Origin of the sequence: Sphingomonas sp. BE123 (genome assembly GCF_031456015.1) — a bacterium.
Classification (GTDB): Bacteria; Pseudomonadota; Alphaproteobacteria; order Sphingomonadales; family Sphingomonadaceae; genus Sphingomonas.
This window is the reverse complement of the sequence record NZ_JAVDTW010000001.1, coordinates 1,475,866-1,499,677: the sequence shown is the minus strand read 5'-3', so window position 1 is coordinate 1,499,677 and position 23,812 is coordinate 1,475,866. Positions and strand designations below refer to the sequence as shown.

Annotated in this window: 19 protein-coding genes; 7 read left to right on the top strand and 12 right to left on the bottom strand. The window is 68.1% G+C overall.

All coding sequences use genetic code 11. The features are described from left to right. Positions 1-5 precede the first annotated feature (5 nt). From J2Y54_RS07435 to J2Y54_RS07425, 3 genes are read right to left on the bottom strand one after another with little or no spacing between them, the layout of a single operon-like run. Entirely contained in the window at positions 6-494 is a 489-nt protein-coding gene (locus tag J2Y54_RS07435) for a hypothetical protein (protein WP_310038231.1), read from the bottom strand. After that, positions 491-1,954 (bottom strand): Fe-S cluster assembly protein SufB, encoded by a 1,464-nt coding sequence (sufB, locus tag J2Y54_RS07430; RefSeq protein WP_310038229.1) that lies wholly within the window; start codon positions 1,952-1,954, stop codon positions 491-493. Before sufB ends, J2Y54_RS07435 begins: the two co-directional genes overlap by 4 nt. Further along, positions 1,954-2,373 (bottom strand): SUF system Fe-S cluster assembly regulator, encoded by a 420-nt coding sequence (locus tag J2Y54_RS07425; RefSeq protein ID WP_310038228.1) that lies wholly within the window; start codon positions 2,371-2,373, stop codon positions 1,954-1,956. The genes sufB and J2Y54_RS07425 overlap by 1 nt, the downstream gene beginning before the upstream one ends. Positions 2,374-2,478: 105 nt before the next feature. Between J2Y54_RS07425 and J2Y54_RS07420 the strand changes: the two genes are divergently transcribed. Further along, positions 2,479-3,450, top strand: a complete 972-nt coding sequence (locus J2Y54_RS07420) for a quinone-dependent dihydroorotate dehydrogenase (protein ID WP_310038499.1) — start codon at positions 2,479-2,481, stop codon at positions 3,448-3,450. A gap of 92 nt (positions 3,451-3,542) precedes the next feature. Further along, on the top strand, positions 3,543-5,342 hold the full coding sequence (locus tag J2Y54_RS07415) for an AMP-dependent synthetase/ligase (protein ID WP_310038227.1): 1,800 nt from the start codon (positions 3,543-3,545) through the stop codon (positions 5,340-5,342). A gap of 46 nt (positions 5,343-5,388) precedes the next feature. Here J2Y54_RS07415 and J2Y54_RS07410 read toward each other — a convergent pair whose 3' ends face one another. Then, positions 5,389-8,298 (bottom strand): insulinase family protein, encoded by a 2,910-nt coding sequence (locus J2Y54_RS07410; protein ID WP_310038226.1) that lies wholly within the window; start codon positions 8,296-8,298, stop codon positions 5,389-5,391. A 151-nt stretch (positions 8,299-8,449) separates the two neighbouring features. Between J2Y54_RS07410 and J2Y54_RS07405 the strand changes: the two genes are divergently transcribed. Beyond that, the gene (locus J2Y54_RS07405) at positions 8,450-9,292 is read left to right on the top strand and encodes an aspartyl/asparaginyl beta-hydroxylase domain-containing protein (protein ID WP_310038225.1); all 843 of its coding nucleotides are present in this window, start codon (positions 8,450-8,452) and stop codon (positions 9,290-9,292) included. Positions 9,293-9,298: 6 nt separating this feature from the next. Here J2Y54_RS07405 and J2Y54_RS07400 read toward each other — a convergent pair whose 3' ends face one another. Next, on the bottom strand, positions 9,299-10,309 hold the full coding sequence (locus J2Y54_RS07400; RefSeq protein WP_310038223.1) for a LacI family DNA-binding transcriptional regulator: 1,011 nt from the start codon (positions 10,307-10,309) through the stop codon (positions 9,299-9,301). Between the two features lie 66 nt (positions 10,310-10,375). Between J2Y54_RS07400 and J2Y54_RS07395 the strand changes: the two genes are divergently transcribed. After that, the gene (locus J2Y54_RS07395) at positions 10,376-11,218 is read left to right on the top strand and encodes an endonuclease/exonuclease/phosphatase family protein (RefSeq protein WP_310038221.1); all 843 of its coding nucleotides are present in this window, start codon (positions 10,376-10,378) and stop codon (positions 11,216-11,218) included. Between the two features lie 72 nt (positions 11,219-11,290). Here the strand turns inward: J2Y54_RS07395 and J2Y54_RS07390 are convergent, their stop codons facing one another. Then, complete coding sequence (locus J2Y54_RS07390; protein ID WP_310038220.1) at positions 11,291-13,384, bottom strand: sodium-translocating pyrophosphatase; 2,094 nt, start codon at positions 13,382-13,384, stop codon at positions 11,291-11,293. 546 nt (positions 13,385-13,930) lie between these two features. Beyond that, positions 13,931-14,803 carry a thiamine-phosphate kinase gene (gene thiL, locus J2Y54_RS07385; RefSeq protein WP_310038218.1) on the bottom strand — a complete coding sequence of 291 codons (873 nt, stop codon included), beginning with the start codon at positions 14,801-14,803 and terminating at the stop codon, positions 13,931-13,933. Between the two features lie 122 nt (positions 14,804-14,925). Here thiL and J2Y54_RS07380 point away from each other — a divergent pair, with 122 nt between their 5' ends. Continuing rightward, positions 14,926-15,861 (top strand): alpha/beta hydrolase-fold protein, encoded by a 936-nt coding sequence (locus J2Y54_RS07380; protein WP_310038217.1) that lies wholly within the window; start codon positions 14,926-14,928, stop codon positions 15,859-15,861. Positions 15,862-15,868: 7 nt separating this feature from the next. On the opposite strand, the gene J2Y54_RS07375 is transcribed toward J2Y54_RS07380, so the two are convergent. From J2Y54_RS07375 to lgt, 5 genes are read right to left on the bottom strand one after another with little or no spacing between them, the layout of a single operon-like run. After that, entirely contained in the window at positions 15,869-17,194 is a 1,326-nt protein-coding gene (locus J2Y54_RS07375; protein ID WP_310038216.1) for a cystathionine gamma-synthase family protein, read from the bottom strand. A gap of 57 nt (positions 17,195-17,251) precedes the next feature. Continuing rightward, positions 17,252-18,022 carry a peptidoglycan editing factor PgeF gene (pgeF, locus tag J2Y54_RS07370; RefSeq protein ID WP_310038213.1) on the bottom strand — a complete coding sequence of 257 codons (771 nt, stop codon included), beginning with the start codon at positions 18,020-18,022 and terminating at the stop codon, positions 17,252-17,254. Beyond that, entirely contained in the window at positions 18,019-18,528 is a 510-nt protein-coding gene (locus J2Y54_RS07365; protein WP_310038211.1) for a GNAT family N-acetyltransferase, read from the bottom strand. The genes pgeF and J2Y54_RS07365 overlap by 4 nt, the downstream gene beginning before the upstream one ends. Continuing rightward, entirely contained in the window at positions 18,525-19,586 is a 1,062-nt protein-coding gene (locus J2Y54_RS07360) for an SAM-dependent methyltransferase (protein ID WP_310038209.1), read from the bottom strand. Before J2Y54_RS07360 ends, J2Y54_RS07365 begins: the two co-directional genes overlap by 4 nt. Further along, on the bottom strand, positions 19,583-20,455 hold the full coding sequence (gene lgt, locus J2Y54_RS07355) for a prolipoprotein diacylglyceryl transferase (protein WP_310038207.1): 873 nt from the start codon (positions 20,453-20,455) through the stop codon (positions 19,583-19,585). Before lgt ends, J2Y54_RS07360 begins: the two co-directional genes overlap by 4 nt. Positions 20,456-20,563: 108 nt before the next feature. Here lgt and J2Y54_RS07350 point away from each other — a divergent pair, with 108 nt between their 5' ends. Continuing rightward, positions 20,564-22,789, top strand: coding sequence for a molybdopterin cofactor-binding domain-containing protein (locus J2Y54_RS07350; protein WP_310038204.1), 2,226 nt, complete (start codon positions 20,564-20,566; stop codon positions 22,787-22,789). After that, on the top strand, positions 22,786-23,790 hold the full coding sequence (hemH, locus tag J2Y54_RS07345) for a ferrochelatase (protein ID WP_310038201.1): 1,005 nt from the start codon (positions 22,786-22,788) through the stop codon (positions 23,788-23,790). The genes J2Y54_RS07350 and hemH overlap by 4 nt, the downstream gene beginning before the upstream one ends. Positions 23,791-23,812: the final 22 nt, after the last annotated feature.

Below are 23,812 nucleotides of genomic sequence, written 5' to 3'. Positions count from 1 at the left end.
CCCGCTCACCGCGGCTCGTCCTGCTTTACCGGACCCAGCGTGATCGCGGGGGTGCCGCTTTCGTCCTTGGGTAGGGGCGGGAGTTTGCCGAGGCGGTTGGGGTCTTCGTCCCGGGTGCCGCCGACCACCGGGCCGACCGCTGGCACTTTCGGCGCTTCGGGCTTGAGCGAGACGCCGAGGCCGAGCCTGGGTTCGGGCGTCGGCAGGATCTTTGGTGCGACCGCCGTCAGGCCCGCGCCGCTACCGCCGCAATATTCCTGACCCACGGTCGAGGTGACGCAGTCGGGCAAGGACGTGCAGGCGGCATCGTCGATCCGCTTCGTGCCGGACGATTTGAACACGCGGCAGTTGATCAGGCGGCCATCGGGCGCGCGGTCGAACACCAAAGCGACGCGACCGACGCGGGCGGTGATCACCACTTCCTCATATTCGGGCTCGGGCGCGGCGATCGCGTCCTGCGGCACCGCGACCATAAGGGCGAGCGCGGCGATCATCCCACGCTGCCTTCCAGCGAAATCCCAAGCAGCTTCTGCGCCTCGACCGCGAACTCCATCGGGAGCTGCTGCAGCACCTCTTTCGCGAAGCCGTTGACGATCAGGGCGACCGCCGCCTCTTGGTCTAACCCACGTTGCATGGCGTAGAACATCTGGTCCTCGCTGATCTTGCTCGTGGTCGCTTCGTGCTCGATCTGGGCTGAAGGATTCCTGACTTCGATATACGGCACGGTGTGCGCGCCGCATTCGGAGCCCAGCAACAGGCTGTCGCATTGGGTGAAGTTGCGCACGCCCTCTGCGCCCGGCGCGACGCGGACGAGGCCGCGATAGGTGTTGTTCGACCGGCCCGCGCTGATCCCCTTGGAGATGATCGTCGAGCGCGACCCCTTGCCATTGTGGATCATCTTGGTGCCGGTATCGGCCTGTTGGCGATTGTTGGTGACCGCGACCGAGTAGAATTCGCCGACGCTGTTTTCGCCGTTGAGCACGCAGCTGGGGTATTTCCAGGTGATCGCGCTGCCGGTTTCGACCTGGGTCCAGCTGACCTTGGAGTTGCGGCCCTGACACAAAGCGCGCTTGGTCACAAAATTATAGATGCCGCCCCTGCCATTCTCGTCACCGGGATACCAGTTCTGGACCGTGCTGTACTTGATCTCGGCATCGTCGAGCGCGACCAGCTCGACCACGGCGGCGTGAAGCTGGTTTTCGTCGCGCATCGGCGCGGTGCAGCCTTCGAGATACGAGACGTAGCTGCCCTTGTCGGCGACGATCAGCGTGCGTTCGAACTGGCCGGTATTTTCGGCGTTGATGCGGAAATAGGTGCTCAGCTCCATCGGGCAACGGACGCCCTCAGGAATGTAGACGAAGGTGCCGTCGCTGAAGACCGCGCAGTTCAATGCGGCGAAGTAATTGTCGTGCATCGGCACGACCTTCCCCAGCCACTTCTTCACCAGCTCGGGATATTCGCGGATCGCTTCGGAGATGCTGCGGAAGATGACTCCGGCGGCTTCGAGTTCCTTGCGGAAGGTGGTGGCGACGCTGACGCTGTCGAACACCGCATCGACCGCGACCTTGCGCGCGCCCTCGACCCCGGCAAGCACCTTCTGCTCCTCGATCGGGATGCCGAGCTTTTCATAGACGCGCAGGATTTCGGGATCGACCTCGTCCAGGCTGCCGAGCTTCGGCTTGGCCTTGGGCTCCGCGTAATAATAGGCGTCCTGATAGTCGATCGGCGGGATGTCGAGCTTGGCCCAGTCCGGCGACGGCATGGTCAGCCAGTGGCGATAGGCCTTGAGCCGCCACTCAAGCATCCATTCGGGCTCGTTCTTCTTGGCCGAGATGAAGCGGACGGTGTCCTCGCTCAGCCCCTTGGGCGCGAAGTCCTGTTCGATATCCGAGGAAAAGCCCCATTCATATTTCTTGTTCGCGGCGGCGAGCGCCTCGGCATTCTTGGTGGCCATTATCCGGGTACCGACTGGGAGGAGAGGGAGGCGAGGGTGACGCCCGCGAGCGCGTCGCGGACCGATGCGTTGACGCTGGTCCAGTGCGGCTTCACCTGACAGGTCGCGACGATCAGGCAATCCTGCTTGGCCGCGTCGATGCAGCCGGTGAGCGCGATCGGCCCTTCGATCGCTTCGACGATATCGGCAAGGCTGATTGCCGCAGGCGGACGCGCGAGGCGGAAGCCGCCGCCGGTGCCGCGGGCGCTTTCGATCAGGCCGGCGGCGGAGAGGCGGCTGACCAGTTTCTGCACCGTGGGCAGCGGCAGCCCGGTCTCGTCCGCCAGCAAAGTCGCGTTCAGCCGCCCGCTGACGCCGCAATGGCGTGCGGCGGCGGAGAGCATGACGACTGCATAATCGGTCTGGGCGGAGAGGCGCATGGTCCCTGGCTGTTGCGAGCGATTCTTAAATCGGAATGATTCGATCCGATTAGGCAAATGGGCTTGAGCGTAGCGTTCGTCAACCCGTCGTTCTATTGGGCGATCATGCTGTACGACCTGCTCAAGCCGCTGATCTTCACCCTCGATGCCGAGCGCGCCCACCGGCTCGCGATCCGGGCGGCGGCGCTGGCGCCTCGCGGCGCGATTCCGCGGGTGCGGCCGGTCACGATTGGCGGGGTCGAATTCCCCAATCCGGTCGGGCTGGCGGCAGGGCTCGACAAGGACGGCGAGGCGATCGACGGGCTGATGGGGCTGGGGTTCGGCAGCGTCGAGATCGGATCGCTGACCCCGCGCCCGCAGGCGGGCAATCCCAAGCCGCGGCTGTTCCGGCTGGTCGAGGATCGCGCGGTGGTCAACCGCATGGGGTTCAACAATGGCGGGATCGATGCGGCGATCGACCGGGTGAAGGGGGCACGCCGCCCGGGCGTGCTCGGGATCAATGTCGGCGCCAACAAGGACAGCGCCGACCGGGTGGCGGATTACGCGCTGGGCGTGGCCAAGGTCGCGCCGCATGCCGATTATGTGACGATCAATGTCAGCTCGCCCAACACGCCGGGGCTGCGCGACCTGCAGTCGCGGCCGGCGCTGGACGAGCTGCTGCGCGCGGCGAGTGCGGCGCGGATGCTGGCGGGGGGGCGGGTTCCCCTGTTCCTGAAGGTCGCACCCGATCTGGACCGCGACGGCATGGCGGGCGTGGTCGGGGCGGCGGTGGATGCCGGGCTGGACGCGCTGATCGTCGGCAATACGACGATTTCGCGCCCGGACAGCCTGCGCTCACCGCTGGCGGGCGAGGCGGGCGGGCTGTCGGGGCGGCCGCTGGCGGTGCTGGCGCGGGCCAAGCTGGCGGAAGCACTGGCGATTGCCGATGGCGCGCTGCCGGTGATCGCGGTGGGCGGGATTGATTCGCCGCAAGAGGCGCTGGCGCGGCTGGATGCCGGGGCGACGATGGTGCAGATCTATTCGGCTTTGGTGTTCGAAGGGCCCGGGCTGGTGCGGCGTATCCTGAAGCGTCTGTGACGTAGCGGCATTGCGCTTGGCGGCGGCGGCGTTAGGGTTCGCGCTCAAATCGAGCGCGGGCACGAACCCGTGCCGCAGGAGTTGGGAACAGGATGCGCAAGCTCGAAAAGTTCGACAATCTGGTTTCGATGTTCTTCACCCGCGCACGGGAACAGGGCGATGCGCCGTTCCTGTGGGCGAAATCGGGCGGCAAATGGCAGTCGACCAGCTGGGCCGAGGCGGCGCAGAAGGTCGCGAGCCTTGCTGCGGCGCTCAAGAAGCTGGGACTCAAACCTGGCGACCGGGTGATGCTGGTCAGCGAGAACCGCCCCGAATGGTGCATCAGCGACCTGGCGATCATGGCGGCGGGCGGCGTGACCGTGCCGACCTACACCACCAATACCGAACGCGATCACCAGCATATCATCGACAATTCGGGCGCGACGATGACGATCGTGTCCGATGCCAAGCTGGCCAAGACGCTGCTGCCGGCGATTCTGCACACCGCGGGAAGCGGCGGGCATGTGCTGATCGGTATCACCGACCTGAAGCTGAGCCAGCAGGGTGCGATCGATTTTCACGACTGGAACGCGCTGATTGCGGCCAACCCGGTGAGCGTGGCCGAGGCGGAACAGGCGGCGGCGGGGATGCGGCGCGCGGATCTGGCGTGCATCATCTACACCAGCGGAACCGGGGGCAGCCCGCGCGGCGTGATGCAGCATCACGGCGCGATCCTGACCAATGTCGAGGGCTGCTGCACCGTTATCAGCGAGGACTTCGGATGGGAGGACGAGGTGTTCCTGTCGTTCCTGCCGCTCAGCCACGCCTATGAACATACCGGCGGGCAGCATTTCCCGATCGGGCTGGGCGCGCAGATCTATTATTCCGAAGGGCTCGACAAGCTGGCGTCGAATATCGAGGAGGTGCGCCCGACGCTGATGGTCGTCGTCCCGCGCCTGTTCGAAGTGCTGCGCACGCGGATCACCAAACAGGTCGAGAAACAGGGCAAGTTCGCCAATTTCCTGCTCGACCGCGCAGTCAGCATCGGCGGCAAGAAGGCAGCGGGCAAGGGATCGCTGCTCGACCTGCCGATGAGCCTGTTCATCGACCGCACGCTCAAGCCCAAATTGTCGAAGAAGTTCGGCGGGCGGATCAAGGCGATGGTGTCGGGCGGCGCGCCGCTCAACCCCGAAGTCGGGGTGTTCTTCGAAAGCCTCGGCATCACCTTCCTGCAGGGCTATGGCCAGACCGAGGCGGCGCCGGTGATCAGCTGCAACCGGCCCAAGGCCGGGCTGAAGCACGATACGGTCGGGCCGCCGCTGGAGGGGGTCGAGGTGCGCATCGCCGAGGATGGCGAGATCCTCGTGCGCGGCGAGCTGGTGATGCACGGCTACTGGCGCAACGAGGCGGAGACCGCCCGGGTGCTGAAGGACGGGTGGCTGCATACCGGCGACATCGGGCTGATCGACGAAAAGGGCCGGATCAAGATCACCGACCGCAAGAAGGACATCATCGTCAACGACAAGGGCGATAATGTCGCGCCGCAAAAGGTGGAGGGCATGCTGACGCTGCAGCCCGAGATCATGCAGGCGATGATCGCGGGCGACCGCAAGCCGTACATGACTGCGGTGATCGTCCCAGACCCGGAATGGACGCAGGAATGGTGCGCCCGGACCGGGGTGAAGTGCGATCTCGCCGCATTGCGCGACGATCCCGCCTATCGCGCGGCGATCAGCGCGGCGGTCGATCGCGTCAACGCCAATTTGTCGGTGATCGAGCGGGTACGCCGCTTCATCCTGGCCGATGCGCCGTTCACGATCGAGAACCAGCAGATGACCCCCAGCCTGAAGATCCGGCGCCATGTCCTCAAGCAGGTCTATGGCGAGCGGCTCGACGGGCTGTACAAGGGTTAGCCGATACGTCGCCCCGGGCCCGACCCGGGGCGACGATGCAACGCGTTCAGCGTGCTCCCGCCACCGGGGCAGCCGGTGTTTCCTCGGGCAGCACGACCATCGTCCAGTCCTTTTCACGCAGCAGATATTTGGCGGCCAGCGCCTGAAGCTCCTCCGGCCCGGTCCGGCCATAATCGATCCCGAGCGACTGGATCGCGGCGAGCCGGCGCGGGTCGGTGGTGCCGCCTTCGGTCTGCTGCATCCAGAAGGGATTGCCGGTCGAGCGGCGCGAGACGAGCTGGGCGGTCGGCACCAGCGCGCGGCGCAGCTCGTCCAGCTCGATCGGCTTGGCGACGAGGTCCGCCGCAATCTCGCGCACGACGGTGAAGAACAGATCGGTCTTGTCGGGCGGCAGCAGCGTCAGCGCGATGATCCGCCCGCCACCGGGCTGTCCCACCGGCCACTGGCTGAGCACGGTCGGCGAATAGCTGACCCCCTCGGCCGAGCGGATGCGGTCGAGGATGCGGTCGCGCATCACTGCGGCCAGAATCTCCAGCTTGCGCCCCTCGGCGATATTGGCAGCGCCGCCGCCGGCCTGCCACGCGATCACCGCCGCTGCCTGTTCAGCTTCGCCGGTGTGGCGCAGGACGACGGGGGTTTCGACATGCGCGGGAAACTGGACCGCGGCGGAGACGATGCGCGACGCGCGGCGCGGCTTCATTGCGCCAAAGGTCTGGCGGACCGCTTCGATCGCCTTTTCGACATCGATGTCGCCGAACACCTGCACCTCGATCGGCCCGCTGGCGAGCAGGGGCTCCCAGAAGGCGCGGAAGTCCTTGGCGTTCAGCTTTTCGATCTCCGAGAGGTCGGGCATGCCCCAGCGCGGATCCCCCGCGCGCAGCAGCTTTTCGAGGCTGGTTCCGATCACCGCATCGGGCGATGCGCGCTGCGCCGCATAGCTGGTCGTGGCGACCGCACGGGCGCGCGCCACCGGCTTCGGATCCCAGCCGGGTACTTCCAGCTTGGTCGCGATCAGGCGAAGCTGGTCGGCGAGATCGGCGGGCGAGGTCTGTCCCGAGATGACGAAGGCATCGTCGCCAATCCCGAAATCCATCGAGATGCGGCGGTCGCCGGTAATCTGGTCCAGCTCTTCCTGCCCCAGCGATCCGATCCCGCTTTCGAGCAGGGCAAGGTTCGCCGCCCAGGCCGGGGTCTGGCGGTTGGCGGGCAGCGCCTGCATCCCGCGCCCGAAGCGCACGCTGACATAGACACGCCCGACTTCGCCCGGATTCTGGAAGAACAGCCCGGTGACGCCATTGGCATAGCGGACCTGTTCGATCCGGGGGTCGGGCACGGCGACTGCGCGCATCGCCACCTTGCCCGGCGACCCGAGCCGCGGCAGCGAGGCGAAGCTGACGTTGCGGAGCGCGGCGCGGGTGCCGGCGAGGCCCGAGACATCGGCGGTCAGCGCCGCCGCGAGCTTGGCCTGGACGCCGGGATCGGGAGTGCGTGTGGTGATGACCGCGCGGGTCGCCACGCCCTGAAGCACGCGCCGGGTCGAGGCGAGGACACGCTCGGGCGTGAACATGCGCCCGTCGATCGCGCCCTGAAGGATGCCGAGGCTGGTCTCTTCGCTGGTCACCACTTCATGGATGTCGAGCGCCGCGACGAGCGTGTCGGCGCGCTGGGTACCCGAGGTGACCCGCGCGGTTTCGACCGCGTTGCGCAGGTCGGCGAGGATTTCGTTGACCTCGCGGTCGATCTCCGCCTGAGTCGGTGCGCTGGCCATTGCATCGGCGATGACGCCGCGCACTTCGCGCACCGCCGTTTCCCAATCCTCCCCCACGGGTAGGATCTGGATCGTCGTGGCATTGGCGGAGCGTAGCAGGTCCGACAGGTCGGCGCCGGCCCCGATATAGCTCGATCCCGCGCGCGCGCGCCGCTCGAGCCGGCGGTTGATGATGCGGATCGCGACGATGTCGACCATGCGTTCGCGATTGAACATCACCGTGTCCGCATCGAGCTTCCACGGCCGCAGCACCGTCATCGCCACTAGCGGCGGCAGCGTCGGTTCGACCAGCGCGCCGCTGCTGGGATGTCCCCCGGACGGGGTGCCGAAAGCGGGGTCGACGGGGGCCGGGCCGGTCCCCTTCCACGCGGCGAAATGCTTGACGATCTGCGCCTCGAAGATTGCGGGATCGAGATCGCCGACGATCACCAGCGTGGTGCGGTCGGGGCGATACCAGCGCTGGTGAAAGGCGCGCACCGCGTCGGCGGTCGCTCCGGTCAGCGTTTCGACGGTGCCGATCACCGGCCGGTCGGCAAAACGCTGTCCGGCGAAGAACACGCGGCGGCGCAGGTCGCTGAAGCGTTCCTGCGGACCAAGCCCCTCGCGCTGTTCGGCCAGCACGACCGGCCGCTCCTGGTTCAGCGACTGGGTGGTGATGTTGGGCGCTGCCATCATGTCGGCCAGGATCATCATCGACTGGTCGAAGCTTGCCTCGGTCGCATTGGGCAGGTCGAGCTTGTAGGTCGTCGACAGCGGCGTCGTGCTGGCATTGCTGTCCGAACCGAAGGTGACGCCGAGCCGCTGCCACACGCGTTTCGATTCGCCATCGGGAACCTTGGACGAGCCGCGGAAGGAAAGATGTTCGAGCAGATGGGCAAAGCCCTTCTCGCTCTCCTCCTCCATCAGCGAGCCGACGCGCAGGTGCAGGCGGACCGCCACCTGGCCGGGGGGCACGCCATTGCGCCGGACCGCGTAGCGCAGGCCATTGGGCAGGGTGCCGAAGCGCCATTCGGGGTCATGCGCGATATCGCTGCCGGCATAGAGCCAGGGCGAGCGGTCGACCGGGACTGCTGCCGTCGGTGGCGCCGCTGCCGGCTGGGCCGGGCGGGCGGTCTGGGCGGTTGCAGGATTGGCCGCCAGGAACAGGACGGACAAAGCGAGCGGCGTCAGGCGCAGAGACAAAGCCATTGGCCCGCAGCCTAGCGCGCTTCGACCGCGACCGCCAGCGCGGTGCGACGGTCCGAGCGGTGCCGCATTTGCCCGCGATGCCGCGCGGGTTCTGCCATGATTTGGACCCAGATCATGCCCTAGCGCCCGGATCGGGCACGCCGACCGGGCGATGCGCGTGGAGGCGATGATGGGGCGGCAGGGGAGCCAGCGGCAGCAGGATGGGGGGCGTGACGCAGCGCGACCCGCGCCCGCGCTTGCGCTGATCCCGGGTGCTGCCGAGTCCGAGGCGCCGCCGCGTCGGGGGCTTGCCGGCTTTGCGATGGGGCAGGTGCGCGCGGTAACTGATCGGGTGATCGCGCGGTTCTCGCTGGTCCCGACGCACCCGATCCTCGACGTTCGCGGATTTTGCTGGACCGCGCCGCTGCGGGCGGAGTGGGAGGCGATCCGGCGCGAGGCGCTGGCACTCGCACTGCCGGACGCGGTGCCGGCGGCGGTGCTGCCGGGCGCGCGCGGGGCGGTCGCGCCGTTGCGGCCGTGGCAGGCCTGGTTCCTGTGGGGCTATGGCTATCGCGTCGAGGAGGCGCTGGCGCGCTGTCCGGTGACCGCGGCGCTGGTCGGGCGCATCCCGGGACTGGTCAGCGCGCATGTCGCGGTCCTGTCGCCCGGCGCGCATGTGCCGGCGAGCCGGGGGGCGACCAAGGGGCTGCTCACCTGTCACCTCGGGCTGCACGTGCCGCGCGACGGCGATGCGCGGATTCGCGTTGGCGACCGGATCCTGCGCTGGGCCGAGGGCGAGACGCTGCTGTTCGACGATACGGTCGACCATGAGCTGTGGAACGACGCCGCCGGGGTCAGCGTGCTGCTGGTGGTCCAGGTGCGGCGGCCGCTGCGCCAGCCGGGGCGGTGGCTGGCCGATGCGGTGATCACGCGGATCCGCCAGTCGGCGATCGTCCAGCGCGCACGCCGCAACCTGACGCTGTGGCAGGATGTGATGCGCGCGCTGCGGCGCTAGGCGGGGTCAGCGCGGCGGCGCGGCACCCGAGCTGGCGCGCGCGATCAGCCGCGTGTCGAAGGTGACGCGGTCGCGCTGAACCTTGGGATCGAGCAGCAGATCGGCGGCGCTGCGCGCGAGTTCGTGGACCGGCTGACGCACCGTGGTGAGCGGCGGCCAGACGGCGGCGGCAAGGTCCGAATCATCGAAGCCGACGATCGACAGCTGTTCCGGAACGGAAATGTCGCGCTCATGCGCAACTGCCAGCGCGCCGGCCGCCATGTCGTCATTGCCGGCGAAGATCGCCGAGGGCGGGCCCGGCCGGTCGAGCAGCAGCCGGGCGGCCTGGCGTCCCGATTCGATGCTGTAATCCCCCGCCACGACGAGCGCCGGGTCAAAGGCGACGCCATGCGCCGCGAGCGCGGTGCGATAGCCCTTCAACCGCTCGATCGACGAGACATGGCTGTCGGGGCCCTTGATGAAGGCGATGGCGCGGTGGCCATGCGCGAGCAGATGGGCGGTCGCCTCATGCGCGGCGCTGGCATCGTCGATCGTCACCGAGCGGCCGGAGTCGCGCCGCAACCCCGGTTCGATCCGCACATAGGGCAGGGCGCGCCGGTCGAGTTCGTCGAGCAGCTCGGCATGTTCGGTCAGCGGTGGCGAGAGGATCAGCCCGTCGAGATGGGTTTCGTCCACCAGCGCCGCGACATCGGCGACCAGCCCGGACGCGGCGCTGTCGACCGGCTGGGTCAGCAGGCGATAGCCATGTTCGGCGCACCCCTCCTGCGCCCCGGCGAGCAGGTGGTACACATAATAGGGGCTGGGGTTGTCGTAGAGCAGCCCGACCTGAAAGGATTTGCGCCCGGCCAGCGTGCGCGCGGCGAGGCTGGGGCGGAAGTTGAGTTCGGCGACGACCTGCTCGACGCGGCGGCGGGTTTCCTCGCTGACATTCTTTTCGTTGTTCAGCACGCGCGAGACGGTCTTGAACGACACGCCTGCGAGTTTCGAAACTTCCTTGATCGTCGGCCGTCGCGCCATTTGCCTCCCCTGTCGCCTCAGGCATAGGTGACAGCGTTGGCAACAGGCAAGTGCGGAGTTCTGCGGATGAAACGGCGCGAAGTGATGGCGGTAGCGGCGACAATGGCGCTCGCACCCGGCTGGGCGCGCGCCGCACAGCCGCGCAGCGGGTTGCGGGTGATGAGCTTCAACGTCCGCCTGCCACTCGACTCGGATGGACCGAACCGGTGGGCGGCGCGGCGCGACCTGTTCGTCGAGACGCTTCGCCGCGCCGATCCGGACATCATCGGCACCCAAGAATTGTGGAAGATCCAGGGCGATTATGTCGTCGAGCGGCTGCCGCAGTTCAGCTGGTTCGGGGTCGATCGGCGCGGCGGGCGCGGCGACGAGCATATGGGCGTGTTCTTTCGCCGCGACCGAATGAAGGTGATCGACCTTGGCCATTTCTGGCTGTCGGATACGCCCGATGTGCCGGGGAGCATCAGCTGGGGGCACCCCTATCCGCGGATGGCGACCTGGGGCCTGTTCGAGACGGTGGCGGGCAAGCGCTTCTGGCTGATCAACACGCATTTTCCGTATCGCGGCGAGGACGAGGTGGCGCGCAGCAACTGTGCGGCGGCGATTGCGGCGTGGGTGGCGCAGCGGCCTGCTGGCGATATCGTGGTGCTGACCGGCGACTTCAATACCGGGCCGGAGAGCGACGCGCATCGCATTCTCAGTGCCGGTCTGCTCGATACCTGGGTTGCGGCGCCGAAGCGGAAGGGGCCGGAAGGGACGTTCCATGGCTTTTCCGGAACGCCGGGGAAGCGGATCGACTGGGTCATGGCCCGGGGCCTGACGCCGGTGGCGGTCGCGACGGTCGATTTCGGGCGGAACGGGCGGTTTCCGTCGGATCATTTTCCGGTGGTGGCCGATTACCGCTGGGCTTGAAGTAACAGAAGAAAGAAGACCCTCCCCAACCCCTCCCGCGAAGGCGGGAGGGGCTGAAGAAGGCCATGTCGATCAGCCCGCCGCGAGTGCCGCGAGGAGCAGCAGGGCGACGATGTTGGTGATCTTGATCATCGGATTGACCGCCGGACCGGCGGTATCCTTGTAGGGATCGCCGACGGTGTCGCCGGTCACTGCGGCCTTATGGGCTTCGCTGCCCTTGCCGCCGTGGTTGCCGTCTTCGATGTACTTTTTCGCATTGTCCCAAGCGCCGCCGCCCGAGGTCATCGAGATGGCGACGAACAGGCCCGACACGATCACGCCGAGCAGCATCGCGCCGACCGCGGCGAACGCGTTGGCCTGGCTGTCGACCGACAGGATCACGAAGTAGAGCACGATCGGCGACAGCACCGGGAGCAGGCTAGGCACGATCATTTCCTTGATCGCCGCCTTGGTCACGATGTCGACGGTCCGGCCATAGTTCGGGCGGCTGGTCCCGGCCATGATGCCGGGATTGTCGCGGAACTGGGCGCGGACATCCTCGACCACGGCGCCCGCTGCACGGCCCACGGCGGTCATGCCGAATGCGCCGAACAGATAGGGCAGCAGCGCGCCGAGCAGCAGGCCGACGATCACGAACGGGTTGCTGAGCGAGAAGTCCACGACGATGTCGGGGAAATAGCGCGTCAGATCCTCGGTATACGCCCCGAACAGCACCAGTGCGGCGAGCGCGGCCGAGCCGATGGCATAGCCCTTGGTCACCGCCTTGGTCGTGTTGCCCACCGCATCGAGCGCGTCGGTGCGGGTGCGGACGTCGTCGGGCAGCCCGGCCATTTCGGCGATGCCACCGGCATTGTCGGTGACGGGGCCATAGGCGTCGAGCGCGACCACCATGCCGGCGAGCGCGAGCAGCGAGGTGGCGGCGAACGCCACGCCGATGATTCCCGCAAGCTGGAACGATGCGATCACCGCGACGACGATCACGATGGTCGGCAGCGCGGTCGATTCAAGGCTGATCGCCAGACCCTGAATGACGTTGGTGCCATGGCCGGTTTCCGATGCCTTGGCGATCGAGCGGACCGGGCGATATTGCGTGCCGGTGTAGTATTCAGTGATCCACACCAGCGCCCCGGTGACGCCGAGGCCGATCATCATGCACCAGAACAGGTCCATGCCGGTAAACGCCTGATCCCCGATCGCGGCGTTGAGATCGCCAAGCGTATAGTCGGTCGCGAACCAGATCGCCGGGATGGCGAGGATCGCGGTGGTCCAGAACCCCTTGTACAGCGCACCCATGATCGACTGGCTGCCGCCGAGCTGGACCATATAGGTGCCGATGATGGAGGTGATGATGCACACGCCGCCGACGATCAGCGGGAGCGCCATCAGCGCGAGCATCGCGTCATCGGCAAGCCCGCCGACGAGTAGCGCGATCGACACCATGGTGAGGCCGATGGTGACCACATAGGTTTCGAACAGATCGGCGGCCATGCCGGCGCAGTCGCCGACATTGTCGCCGACGTTATCGGCGATCACGGCGGGGTTGCGGGGATCATCCTCGGGGATGCCGGCTTCGACCTTGCCGACCAGGTCGGCGCCGACGTCCGCGGCCTTGGTGAAGATGCCGCCGCCGAGGCGGGCGAAGATCGAGATCAGCGACGCACCGAACGCCAGTGCGGTCAGCGCCTTGATGATATCCTCGCCATTCGCGGCTTCACCGGCGGGGCCAACGAGATACCAGAAGAGTCCGGCGATCGAGAGCAGGCCGAGCCCGGCGACGAGCATGCCGGTGACGGCTCCGGCGCGGAAAGCGAGGGTGAGGCCACCCTGCAGCGAGCCGCGCGCCGCCTCAGCCGTGCGGACATTCGCGCGGACCGAGATGTTCATGCCGACATAGCCGGCAACGCCCGACAGGATCGCGCCGATCAGGAATGCGACGGTCGACAGCGCGCCGAGCGTGAAGAACATCACCGCCGCGACGACGACGCCGACGATGGCGATGGTGGTATATTGGCGGCCGAGATAGGCCTTGGCGCCTTCCTGAATGGCGGCTGCGATATCCTGCATCTTCTGGTCGCCTGCCGGTGCGCGCAGCACCTGTTGCGACGTTACCAGGCCATAGAGCACGGCAATCAGGCCGCACGCGATGGCGATATAGACAATCGGCATCTGGTATCCTTCCCCTGTGAACCGCGCGGGTCGTCCAGATCTTGATGCCCGGTACAAACCGCGTCGGGGTGGAGCGTAGAGAGGGGCGGGGGGCTGTCAAGCGGCGTGGTGGAATGGGGCAGCGCCGGACGAAGCGGACAAAAAAGCGGGGTGTGCGGCGCGGCGAACGGGGACGCGACGGTGGCGCGACATCGGCGCGAGGGGCTTGCACCCGGAGCGGGACAGGAGAACCACACGCTGACACCAGCCACGCGACCGGTGCGCGCCGGGGTGGCGATGCGGGGGTGGGTGAGTCGGGTGCGGTTGGCTTCATCGATCAGGGTAGATCAGATGAAATCCAACATTTGAAGGGGGTTTGGGGGGGGGCAATTCCTCCCCTGCCCTGCAGGGGAGGTGGCATTGCGAAGCAATGACGGAGGGGCCGCCGTCGTCAGACGGCGGAATTTTGCCGAGCCGCTCACGGCCGTCTGCGCGGCCGCCCCTCCACCACTCGCTTCGCGAGCGGTCCCCCTCCCCTGAGACAAGCTCAGGGGAGGAATTGCGTTCTCAACCGTGGCGGTAGCCGAGCTTTGCTGGGAGGGGTACTGGCGCGCCGTTTGCCGTCAGGGTGAGGCCGCTGCCGGTGCTGGCGGCGCCGATGCGGGTGGCGGGAACGGGTGGCTCGATGCCGTCGGGGAGGGTGAAGAGCAGTTCGTAATCGTCGCCCGCGCACGCAGCGTCGAGGACGGGGCCGGGCAGGGCGAGCGGGATGGCGTCGAGGTCGATGGTGAGCGCGATGCCGCTGGCGGCGGCAAGCCGCTGAGCGTCGATCAGCAGGCCGTCGGACACGTCCATCATCGCGGTGGCGAACGGGGCGAGCGCCTGACCCTCGGCCACACGCGGGGCGGGGTGGAGGTAGCGGGCGAGGTCGCGCGGCTGCCCATCCGCGCCGAACGCTGCGCCGCCGATGGTGCCGGTGACCCAGAGCGTATCGCCGGGCTGCGCGCCGGTGCGCAGCGGGACTTGGGCCGGGGCGGTGCCGATGGCGGTGAGGGTGAGGCTGCGCGGCGCTCCCGCCGGCATCGCCACCGTGTCACCGCCGATCAGCGGCATGGCGTAGCGGGTGAGCGCATCGTTGAGGCCGTGCAGGAAGGCGCGATCCCACGCGCCATCGCCCGACAGGCTGTAATTGAGCAGGCAGGCCAGCGGGGTCGCGCCCTTGGCCGCAAGGTCGGACAGGTTCACCGCCGCGAGCCGCCAGCCGACCGATTCCGGCGGGTCGTGCGGGCGGTAATGGACCGACTCGACCATCGTGTCGCTGGTGAGGATCAGCGTTCCGGTGGTGACGCCGAGCTGTGCGGTATCGTCGGCGAGCCCAGCCGCCGCCGGATGCGTGGCGATGGCGCGCAGGGCGGTGAGGAAGGTGAACTCGTCGGGCATGTGGGATGGCTAGGCGATTGGGAGAGGAGGGGGAAGGACAGTATTCGGCGACGTGCATTCGTATGCTTTCTCGTCAGAGTTCAAGGCGGTGCTAGGCTTGCGTCAACGTTGAGGAGAGGGACATGAGCTGGACGCGGCGCAATGTGCTGGGCGGGGCCGTCGCTGGGCTGGGTCTGTCGGTATTGCCTGCCACGGCGCAGGTTACCGGCGGGCAGATCGTCGAGATCGACGCGTTCCCATCGCGCCATATCGCGGCGCGCAAGGTGCTGGTGTGGCTGCCCGCGGCCTATGATGCGCGGCGGTCGGCGCGGTTTCCCGTGATCTACATGCATGACGGGCAAAATCTGTTCGATGGCAAGGCGGCGTTCGCCGGCGAGTGGGGCGTGGACGAGGCCATCACGCGGATGGCGGCGCGCGGCGACCTGCGCGACACGATCGTGGTGGGGGTGGCCAACACGGCGGCCCGCTATCGCGAGTATTTTCCGCAAAAGGTCGCGGCACATCTGCCCGAGGCATATCGTGCGGCAGTGCTGGAGATGGCGGGCGGGCCGTTGCTGGGCGACGCCTATCTGCGCTTCATCGTCGAGGAGCTGAAGCCGGCGATCGACGCGCGGTTCCGTACGTTGCGTGGCGCGGCGGACACATCGGTGATGGGATCATCGATGGGCGGACTGATCTCGCTTTATGCGATCGGCGAATATCCGCGCGTCTTCGGGCAGGCGGCATGCCTTTCGATCCACCTGCCGCTCGCGGCACCGATGGCACTCTATAGCCGCCCGCCCGAGGGGCCGGAGGCGGTGGGGGCGGCGCTACGCGCGTGGCTGACCGGGAGCGCGTTCGATCCGGCGCGCAACCGCGTCTATTTCGATCATGGCACGGCGACGCTGGATGCGGCCTATCCCCCCTTTGCCGCGGCGATCGATGCGATGTTGCCGACGCTGGGCTGGGTGCGCGGCGAAACCTACGAGATCCGCAGTTTCACCGGCACCGAGCATAATGAGCGCGCCTGGCGCGAGCGGATCGACATTCCGCTCGCGTTTCTCGACCATGGGCGTTGAGGGCGGATTAAACCGCCTTCAGCGCCTCCTCAAAGTCCGCGATCAGGTCGTCGGCATTTTCGACGCCGATCGAGATGCGCACGAGATTGTCGGTGATGCCGAGCGCCTGCTTGCGCGCGTCGGGGACCGAGAGGTGGGTCATCGCGGCGGGGGCGCTGGCGAGGGTTTCGGTGCCGCCGAGGCTGACCGCGAGCTTGGCGATCTTGAGGCTGTCGAGGAAGGCGAACGCCTCCTTCTCGCCGCCCTTGAGGTAGAGCGAGAAGGTCGAGCCGGCGCCGGTGCAGTGGCGGTCGTAAATGTCGCGCTGACGGCTGCCTTCGGGCAGGAAGCCGAGATAGCCGACGCTTTCGACCTTGGGATGGGTGCGCAGATATTCGCAGACCTTGGCGGCGTTTTCGCCGGCGCGGCTCATGCGCAGTTCGAGCGTTTCGAGGCTGCGCAGCAGCATCCAGGCGGTGTTGGGGTCGCAGATCGTGCCGATCGTGTTGCGCATCATGCGGATGGTGTTGATGTGCGCCTTGCTGCCCAGCACGCCGCCGGCGACGAGGTCGCTATGGCCGCCGGCGTACTTGGTCAGCGAATAGACGACGAGGTCGGCGCCCTGCTTGAGCGGTTGCGCCCAGAGCGGCCCCAGGAAGGTGTTGTCGATCGCGATCGGCGGCTTGTTTTCACCGGTGAAGATCGCGTCGCGGCTGGCGGCGACGGCCTCGACATCGACCAGCACGTTGGTCGGGTTGGCGGGGCTTTCGAGATAGATGAGGGCGACATTGCCCGACGATGCCTTTTGCAGCACCGCGTCGATCTCTTCACGCGTGGCGCCGGCGGGGAAATCGACCCAGTGCACGCCAAACTTGCCAAGGATGCGCGCGATCAGCGTTTCGGTGGCGGCGTAGAGCGGGCCGCTGTGCACGATCGTGTCGCCGGGCTTGACCATCGCGAGGAACAAAGTGGCGATGGCGGACATGCCGGAGGAGAAGGCGAGCGCGTCTTCGGCTTCTTCCCATACGCCTAGGCGATCCTCGAGGATTTCCTGGTTGGGGCCGTTGAAGCGGGAATAGACGAGGCCTTCGGCACCGCCGGGACGCTTGCCGGTGACGCCTTCGAAATGGCGCTTGCCGGCGGCGGCATTGGGGAAGACGAAGGTGGAGGTGGCGAAGATCGGCGGCTTCAGCGAGCCTTCCGACAGCATCGGGTCATAGCCATGGCCCATCATCAGCGTGCTCGGGCTGAGCTTGCGATTGCCGATGGTGTCGGCCGAGGGCTTGGGGCGGCCGCGCGCGGGCGCGCCGGTGATTGCCGCTTCGTCAGGGGTCTGGTCGGGCGTGTCGGTCATGGCGGGCCGCTCCTGGTATCAGGTGAAACTAGTTGCCGCAGCCGTCGCACCGATCCGTCATTCCGTCAATGCGATCACCGAAATCTGGCGACCGTAATCGGCGGCGCCTTCGTGCGTTGCGCGGCGATAGCTGAAGAAACGCGCGGGATCGGCATAGGTGTCCGCGCCGAGCGCCTCGATCCGGCGGAGGCCGGCCGCGGCGAGGCGGTGGACGACATAGGCCTCAAGGTCGAACTGGTGGTGGCCGGGCTTGCCGGGGGTGAAGAAGCGTTCGTTCGCCGGGTCGCTGGCGGCGAAGCGGGCGAGGAACGCGTCGTCGACCTCGTAGCTGGCGCGGGCGATGCACGGGCCGATCGCGGCGGCGATGCGGCTGCGGTCGGCGCCGAGTTCCTCCATGCGCGCAATGGTCGCGTCGGTGACGCCGTGGAGCGCGCCCTTCCACCCGGCATGGGCGGCGGCGACCACCCCGGCTTCGCGGTCGGCGAACAGCACGGGGGCGCAGTCGGCAGTGAGGATGCCGAGCAGCAGGCCGGGGCGGTCGGTGACGAGCGCGTCGGCGTGCGGCCGGTTATCCTCGTCCCAGTCGGTGCCGACTATGACGGCGTCGGGCGAGTGGACCTGATGGACAGTGGCAAAGCGGCTGCCGGGTGCGATGGCGGCGATCACGCGACGCTGGTTTTCCTGCAGCGCGGGCGTGGGGGGCAGGCCGCGGCGGCCCATGTCGAGGCTGGCGGTGGGGCCGGCGGTGACGCCGCCGGTGCGGCCCAGGAAGCCATGCGCGACGCCGTCGAGCGCGGTGGCGCGCAGGATGGTGAGGGCTTCGCTCACAGCGCCAGCCGCATCACGAGGTCGCGGTCGATCTGACGGCCGACCGGGAAGGCATAGTCGCCGACATGGACGAAGCCATATTTGCCGTAAAAGGCGATTGCGCGGTGGTTTTCCTCGAACACCGTCAGCAGCAATGCGGGTGCGCGGCGGGCGCGGGCGGTGGTCATCGCCCAGTCCATCAGCGCCTGTGCGGCGCCGCGCCCGTGCCAGTCGGTTGCGACATAGAGCTGCGCCAGTTGCGCGTCGGCGGGGCCGGCCTGTTCGAGCGTTGGCGGGACCATCTTGGCGTAACCGGCGATGGCACCGTCGGCGCGGGCGACGGCCCAGGTGATCGCCGGGTTGGCGAGATCACGGGTAAGGCGACCGTCTTCGCCGAAATTCTCGTCGAGGAACGCGGCGAGATCCTCGGGCTTGTAGAAATGGGCGAAGGTGTCGCGCCAGCTCGCCTGCGCCATCGCGTCGAGCGCGACGGCGTCGGCGGCGGTCGGGGTGTCGATACGGATCATGCGAACCCCGCCGGGATCGGCCACCCCGGGGCGGTGAGGGCGACGACCTTGAACAACTCGCCCATCGCCTCGTCCCCGATCAGCCGGTCGCGCGCAGCGGCGACATCGGCAGCGCGAGCGGGTGCGGCGGCGGCGAGCGCCTGGGCGCGCGGCTCGATGCCAAGTTCGCGCAGCCACGCGCCCTGGGTGATCGGGCGATAGGCCGCCAGCCCCTCGACCCGCGCGGCTTCGATCAGCGTGCCGAAATCGACATGCGCGGTGAGGTCGGCCTCGCCCGGATCCTCGAACGGGTTGACATATGCGTGGCCGCGCACGGCCTGCAGCGTGTCGCCGATCGCGGGGCCGGCATAGCCATAGTCGATCAGGATCGCCGCGCCGCCCTGTTGCAACAGCCGCGCTGCGAGCGCGCGCAGGATCGCGACGCTGGGCGGCGAGGTTTCGAGGATCGACCCGTCGGGCGCATCGCGAAACTGCGGCGGGATGATCGGATCGAAGATGGTGTTGCCGATGACGGGCAGGAACAGCGTGTCCTGACACGCGACCAGCCGCTCGCGCCACCCCTGCGGCGTCTTGACCAGCTGCCGGATTGGGAGCGCGTCGAAAAATTCGTTGGCGACAACCAGCAGCGGCGCATCGTCCGGCAGGCCGACCAGATCGAGCGACCATTCGGCGTGCGGCACTGCCTTTGCCTGTTCGGCGCGCAGCATCGGGCTGTTCTCGACGAAATGCACCGGCGGGGTCAGGCCAGCGCTGCGCATCGCGCGCAGCGCGTCGCTGGCGAGCGTGCCGCGGCCCGGGCCAAGCTCGACATAATGGCAGCCGGGGCGCCCGGCGCGGTCCCACAGATCGGCGAGTGCGAGCCCGACCAGCTCGCCGAACATCTGACTGATTTCGGGCGCGGTCGTGAAATCGCCGCGCGTGCCGAGCGGGTCGCGGGTGGCGTAATAATGGGTGTTGGCCGCACCCATGAACTGCGACAGCGGGATCGGCCCGGCGAGCGTGATCGCGCGGGCGATCCGCTCGGGCAGGGGGCCGTCGACGTTAGGCGTGTCGCTCATGCGATCGTCTGGTCGCCCGCAACCGGTTCGACGCGCGCGCGCCGCTTTTTGGCGGTGGCGATGAGGTAGATGCCGCCGAAGATCATCGGGAGCGTCAGCAACTGGCCCATGTGCAGGCCGGGCGTGGCGAAGATCGTGCCATCGAACTGCGCGTCATGTTCGCGGAAGAATTCGACGAACCAGCGCGACAGGCCATAGCCGAGGATGAAGGTGCCGACGAGCTTGCCCGGCTGGTAGCGGGCATCGGTCTTCCAGAACAGGAACCACAGGATCAGGCCGACGAGCAACCCTTCGAGCCCGGCTTCGTAGAGCTGGCTGGGATGGCGCGGCACGGCTTCGCCGGTGCGGTCGAACACGATCCCCCACGGCACCGTCGTCGGATGGCCCCACAGCTCGCCATTCACGAAATTGGCGAGCCGGCCGAAGAACAGCCCGAACGGCACGCAGCAGGCGACATAGTCGTGCACGCGCAGCCAATCGAGCTTTTCGCGGCGGCACAGCCACAGCACCGCGAGCATCACGCCGATCATTCCGCCATGGAAGGACATGCCGCCCTCCCACAGCTGGAGCAGCTTGATCGGCTCGGCGAACAGCTGCGGCTGGTAGAAGATCGCATAGCCGAGGCGGCCGCCGAGGATGATGCCGAGCGTGGCATAAAAGACCATGTCATCGGCATGGCGCCGTGCCATCGGCGCGCCGGGCCGGCCGAGCAGCTTGAGCAGATACCACCAGCCGATCAGGATGCCGGCAATATAGGCCAGCGAATACCATTTGAGCTGGAAGAAGCCGAGATCCAGCGCGACCGGGTCGAGGCCGAGGTCGCTGAACTGGATGTACGAGGTCGCTTGGGCGGCGGCAGTCAGGATCACGTGTCGGGCTCCCCGGGAGTTCGGCGCTGTCCTATCGGCATATCCGGGCGGGGCCAAGGGGAGCGATGGGAGTGGCGTCCTGCTTTTCGCCCCGCTAGAGCGGCTGGGATGGAGCGCAAGGGCATCAAGGGGATCGACCGGCGGACGCTGCTGATCGGCGGGGGCGCCGGGATCGGGCTGCTGGTCGCATGGGCGGCATGGCCACGGACCTATCTGCCCAATTTGCCGGTCCGCGACGGCGAGACCGCGTTCGGCGCCTGGCTCAAGATCGCGCCCGATGGTCAGGTGACGGTCGCGGTGCCGCAATGCGAAACCGGCCAGGGGGTGTTCACGACGCTGCCGCAGGTGCTTGCCGACGAACTGGGCGCGGACTGGCGCCGCGTCGGGGTCGAGCAGGCGCCGCTCAACCCGCTTTATGCCAATCCGCTGGCTTCGGCCGAGCTGTTTCCGGGGCTGGTGCCCGATGCGTTGCGCGCGACCCATGCGCGGCGCAGCGCGCTGGTGCTGACCGGCGGGTCGACCTCGCTGCGCCAGTTCGAGGCGCCGTTGCGCGAGGCCGGGGCGGCGGCGCGCGCGCTGTTGTGTCAGGCCGCAGCGCGGCGCTGGGGCGTCGACTGGCGCGCCTGTACCACCGCCGGCGGGTTCGTGCTGCACGACAAGCAGAAGATCGGGTTCGGCGCGATCGCAGCGGACGCCGCCGGTGAGACCGTCCCCGACGACCTGCCCCTGCGCGAGGGCGAGGGTGACCGGTTGCTGGGCGAACCGCTGCCCCGGCTCGACGGCCCGGGCAAGGTCACCGGCAGCGCCAGCTTTGCCGCCGACATCCGCCTGCCCGACATGGTCTTTGCCGCCGTGCGCCAGGGGCCGATCGGGACATCGCGGCTGGTGGCGGTGGACGAGGCGGCGGGGCGGGCGATCCCCGGCGTCGCGCAGATCGTACGTACCGACCAATGGGTCGCGGCGGTCGCCAATACCAGCTGGGCGGCGCAGCGCGCGCTCGACGCGCTGAATCCCAAATTCGAGGTGACGAGCAAGGTCGACAGCGCGTCGATCCAGGCCGCACTCGATGCCGCGCTGGACGGCGATGGCACCCGCATCGTGGCGGAGGGGGATCTGTCCGCGGCGTTCAAGGGCGCGCGGGTGGTGACCGCGAGCTATCGCGTCGGGGTCGCGCTGCATGCCGCGATCGAGCCGATGACCGCGACCGCGACGATTGCGGACGGGCGGTGCCGCGTGTGGATGGCGACACAGGCCCCGGGCCTTGCCCGGGCGGCGGTGGCGGATGCGATCGGGATGAGCGCGGAGTCGGTCATCATCCATCCGGTCTTTGCCGGCGGATCCTTTGGTCAGAACCTCGAACACGCCTGCGCGCAGCAGGCCGCGCTGATCGCGCAGCAGGTGGGCAAGCCCGTGCAGCTGACCTGGTCGCGCGGCGAAACCAGCGTCCAGGATCGCTATCGCGCGCCCGCGGCAGCGCGGATGACGGCGCGGCTGGGCGGCAATGGCGCGGTCAGCGGCTGGCTGGCCAAGATCGCCGCGCCGGCCAGCGGGCATGAACTCGCCGCCCGGCTGATGGCGGGGGATGGGGTGACCGGCACCGCATTGATGCTGAGCGGCGACGGCGACCCGGCCGCGGTCGCGGGCGCGCGGCCGCCCTATCGCATCCCGGCGCTGGCGGTCGATCATCATCCCGCCGATATCGGCGTCGCGACCGGTTACTGGCGCGGAGGCGCGCATGGCGTGACCGCATTCTTCACCGAAAGCTTCATCGACGAACTGGCGCATGTGGCGCAGATCGAGGCGCACAGCTTCCGCATCGCGATGCTGGGCGGCGAGCCCCGACTGGCGCGGTGCCTGTCTGCCGTCGCGACGCTGGGCGGGTGGCAGGGCGGGCTGGCGGGGAGCGGTCAGGGACTGGCGTGCCACGCGTTTCGCGGATCCTATATTGCGGTCATGGCCGAGGCGTCGGTCGGCGGCGACCAGCGGATCCGGGTCGACCGCCTGGTGGCGGCGGTCGATTGCGGGCGGGTGGTCAATCCCGATGTCGTGCAGCAGCAGATCGAGGGCGGCCTGATCTTTGGCATGGCCGCGGCGCTGGGCGCGACCACGGGCTTTACCGCCAATCGGGCGGAAGCGCGCGGCTTTGCCGACCTTGCTCTGCCCCGACTGGCCGACACGCCCGAAATCATGATCGAACTGATCGCGAGCGAGGCGGAGCCGGGCGGTGCCAGCGAACTGGCCGTGCCGCCGGTGGCGCCCGCGATCGCCAATGCCATCCATGCGGCAACCGGGGTCCGGTTGCGGCAACTTCCCCTGATTCCCGGAGGCGAATGATGCTCCCCAATGGCCATCCCCCCGTCCCGCCACGCCGGGTCGGCGTGCTGCTGGTCAATCTTGGCACCCCCGATGCGCCTGACACGGGTGCGGTGCGGCGGTATCTGGGCGAGTTCCTGTCGGACCGTCGCGTGGTCGAGCTTCCGGCGCTGCTCTGGCAGCCGATCCTGCGCGGCATCATCCTGCGCACGCGCCCGGCCAAGTCGGCGCATGCGTACAGCCAAGTATGGACCGAGGACGGATCGCCGCTCGCCGCGATCACCAAGCGACAGGCGGTGGCGCTGCAGGCGGCGTGGCCGCAGGTCATGGTCGATTGGGCGATGCGCTATGGCAACCCGTCGATCCCGGCGAAGCTCAAGGCGATGAAGGACGCCGGGTGCGAACGCATCCTGATCGCCCCGCTCTATCCGCAATATTGCGGCGCGACGACCGCGACGGTGGTCGACAAGGCGTTCGAGACGCTGGCCGCGATGCGCTGGCAACCGGCGCTGCGCACGCTGCCGCCCTATCATGACGATCCGCGCTACATCGCGGCGCTGGCGGAATCGGTGCGGATGCAGCTGGCCGCGCTCGACTTCGAACCGGACGCGGTGCTGGCGAGCTTTCACGGGATGCCGCAGCGGACGCTCGACCTGGGGGATCCCTATCACTGCCATTGCCGCAAGACCGCGCGGCTGCTGGGCGAGGCGCTGGGGCGCGATCTGATCGTGACGTTCCAGTCGCGCTTCGGCCGTGCCAAATGGCTGGAGCCGGCGACCGACACGGTGCTGGGCGAATTGCCGGACAAGGGCATGCGCAAGGTGGCGATCGTTGCGCCGGGCTTTTCGGCCGACTGCCTCGAAACGCTGGAGGAACTGGCGATCCGCGGGCGCGAGGATTTCATCGCGGCGGGGGGCACGCATTTCGCGTATCTGTCATGTCTGAACGATAGCGCGGCGGGGATCGCGATGCTGCGCAGCATCGTCGCATCGGAACTTGCGGGATGGGCGGACCTAACCTAGCCTTCCCGCTCACGCGATGGGA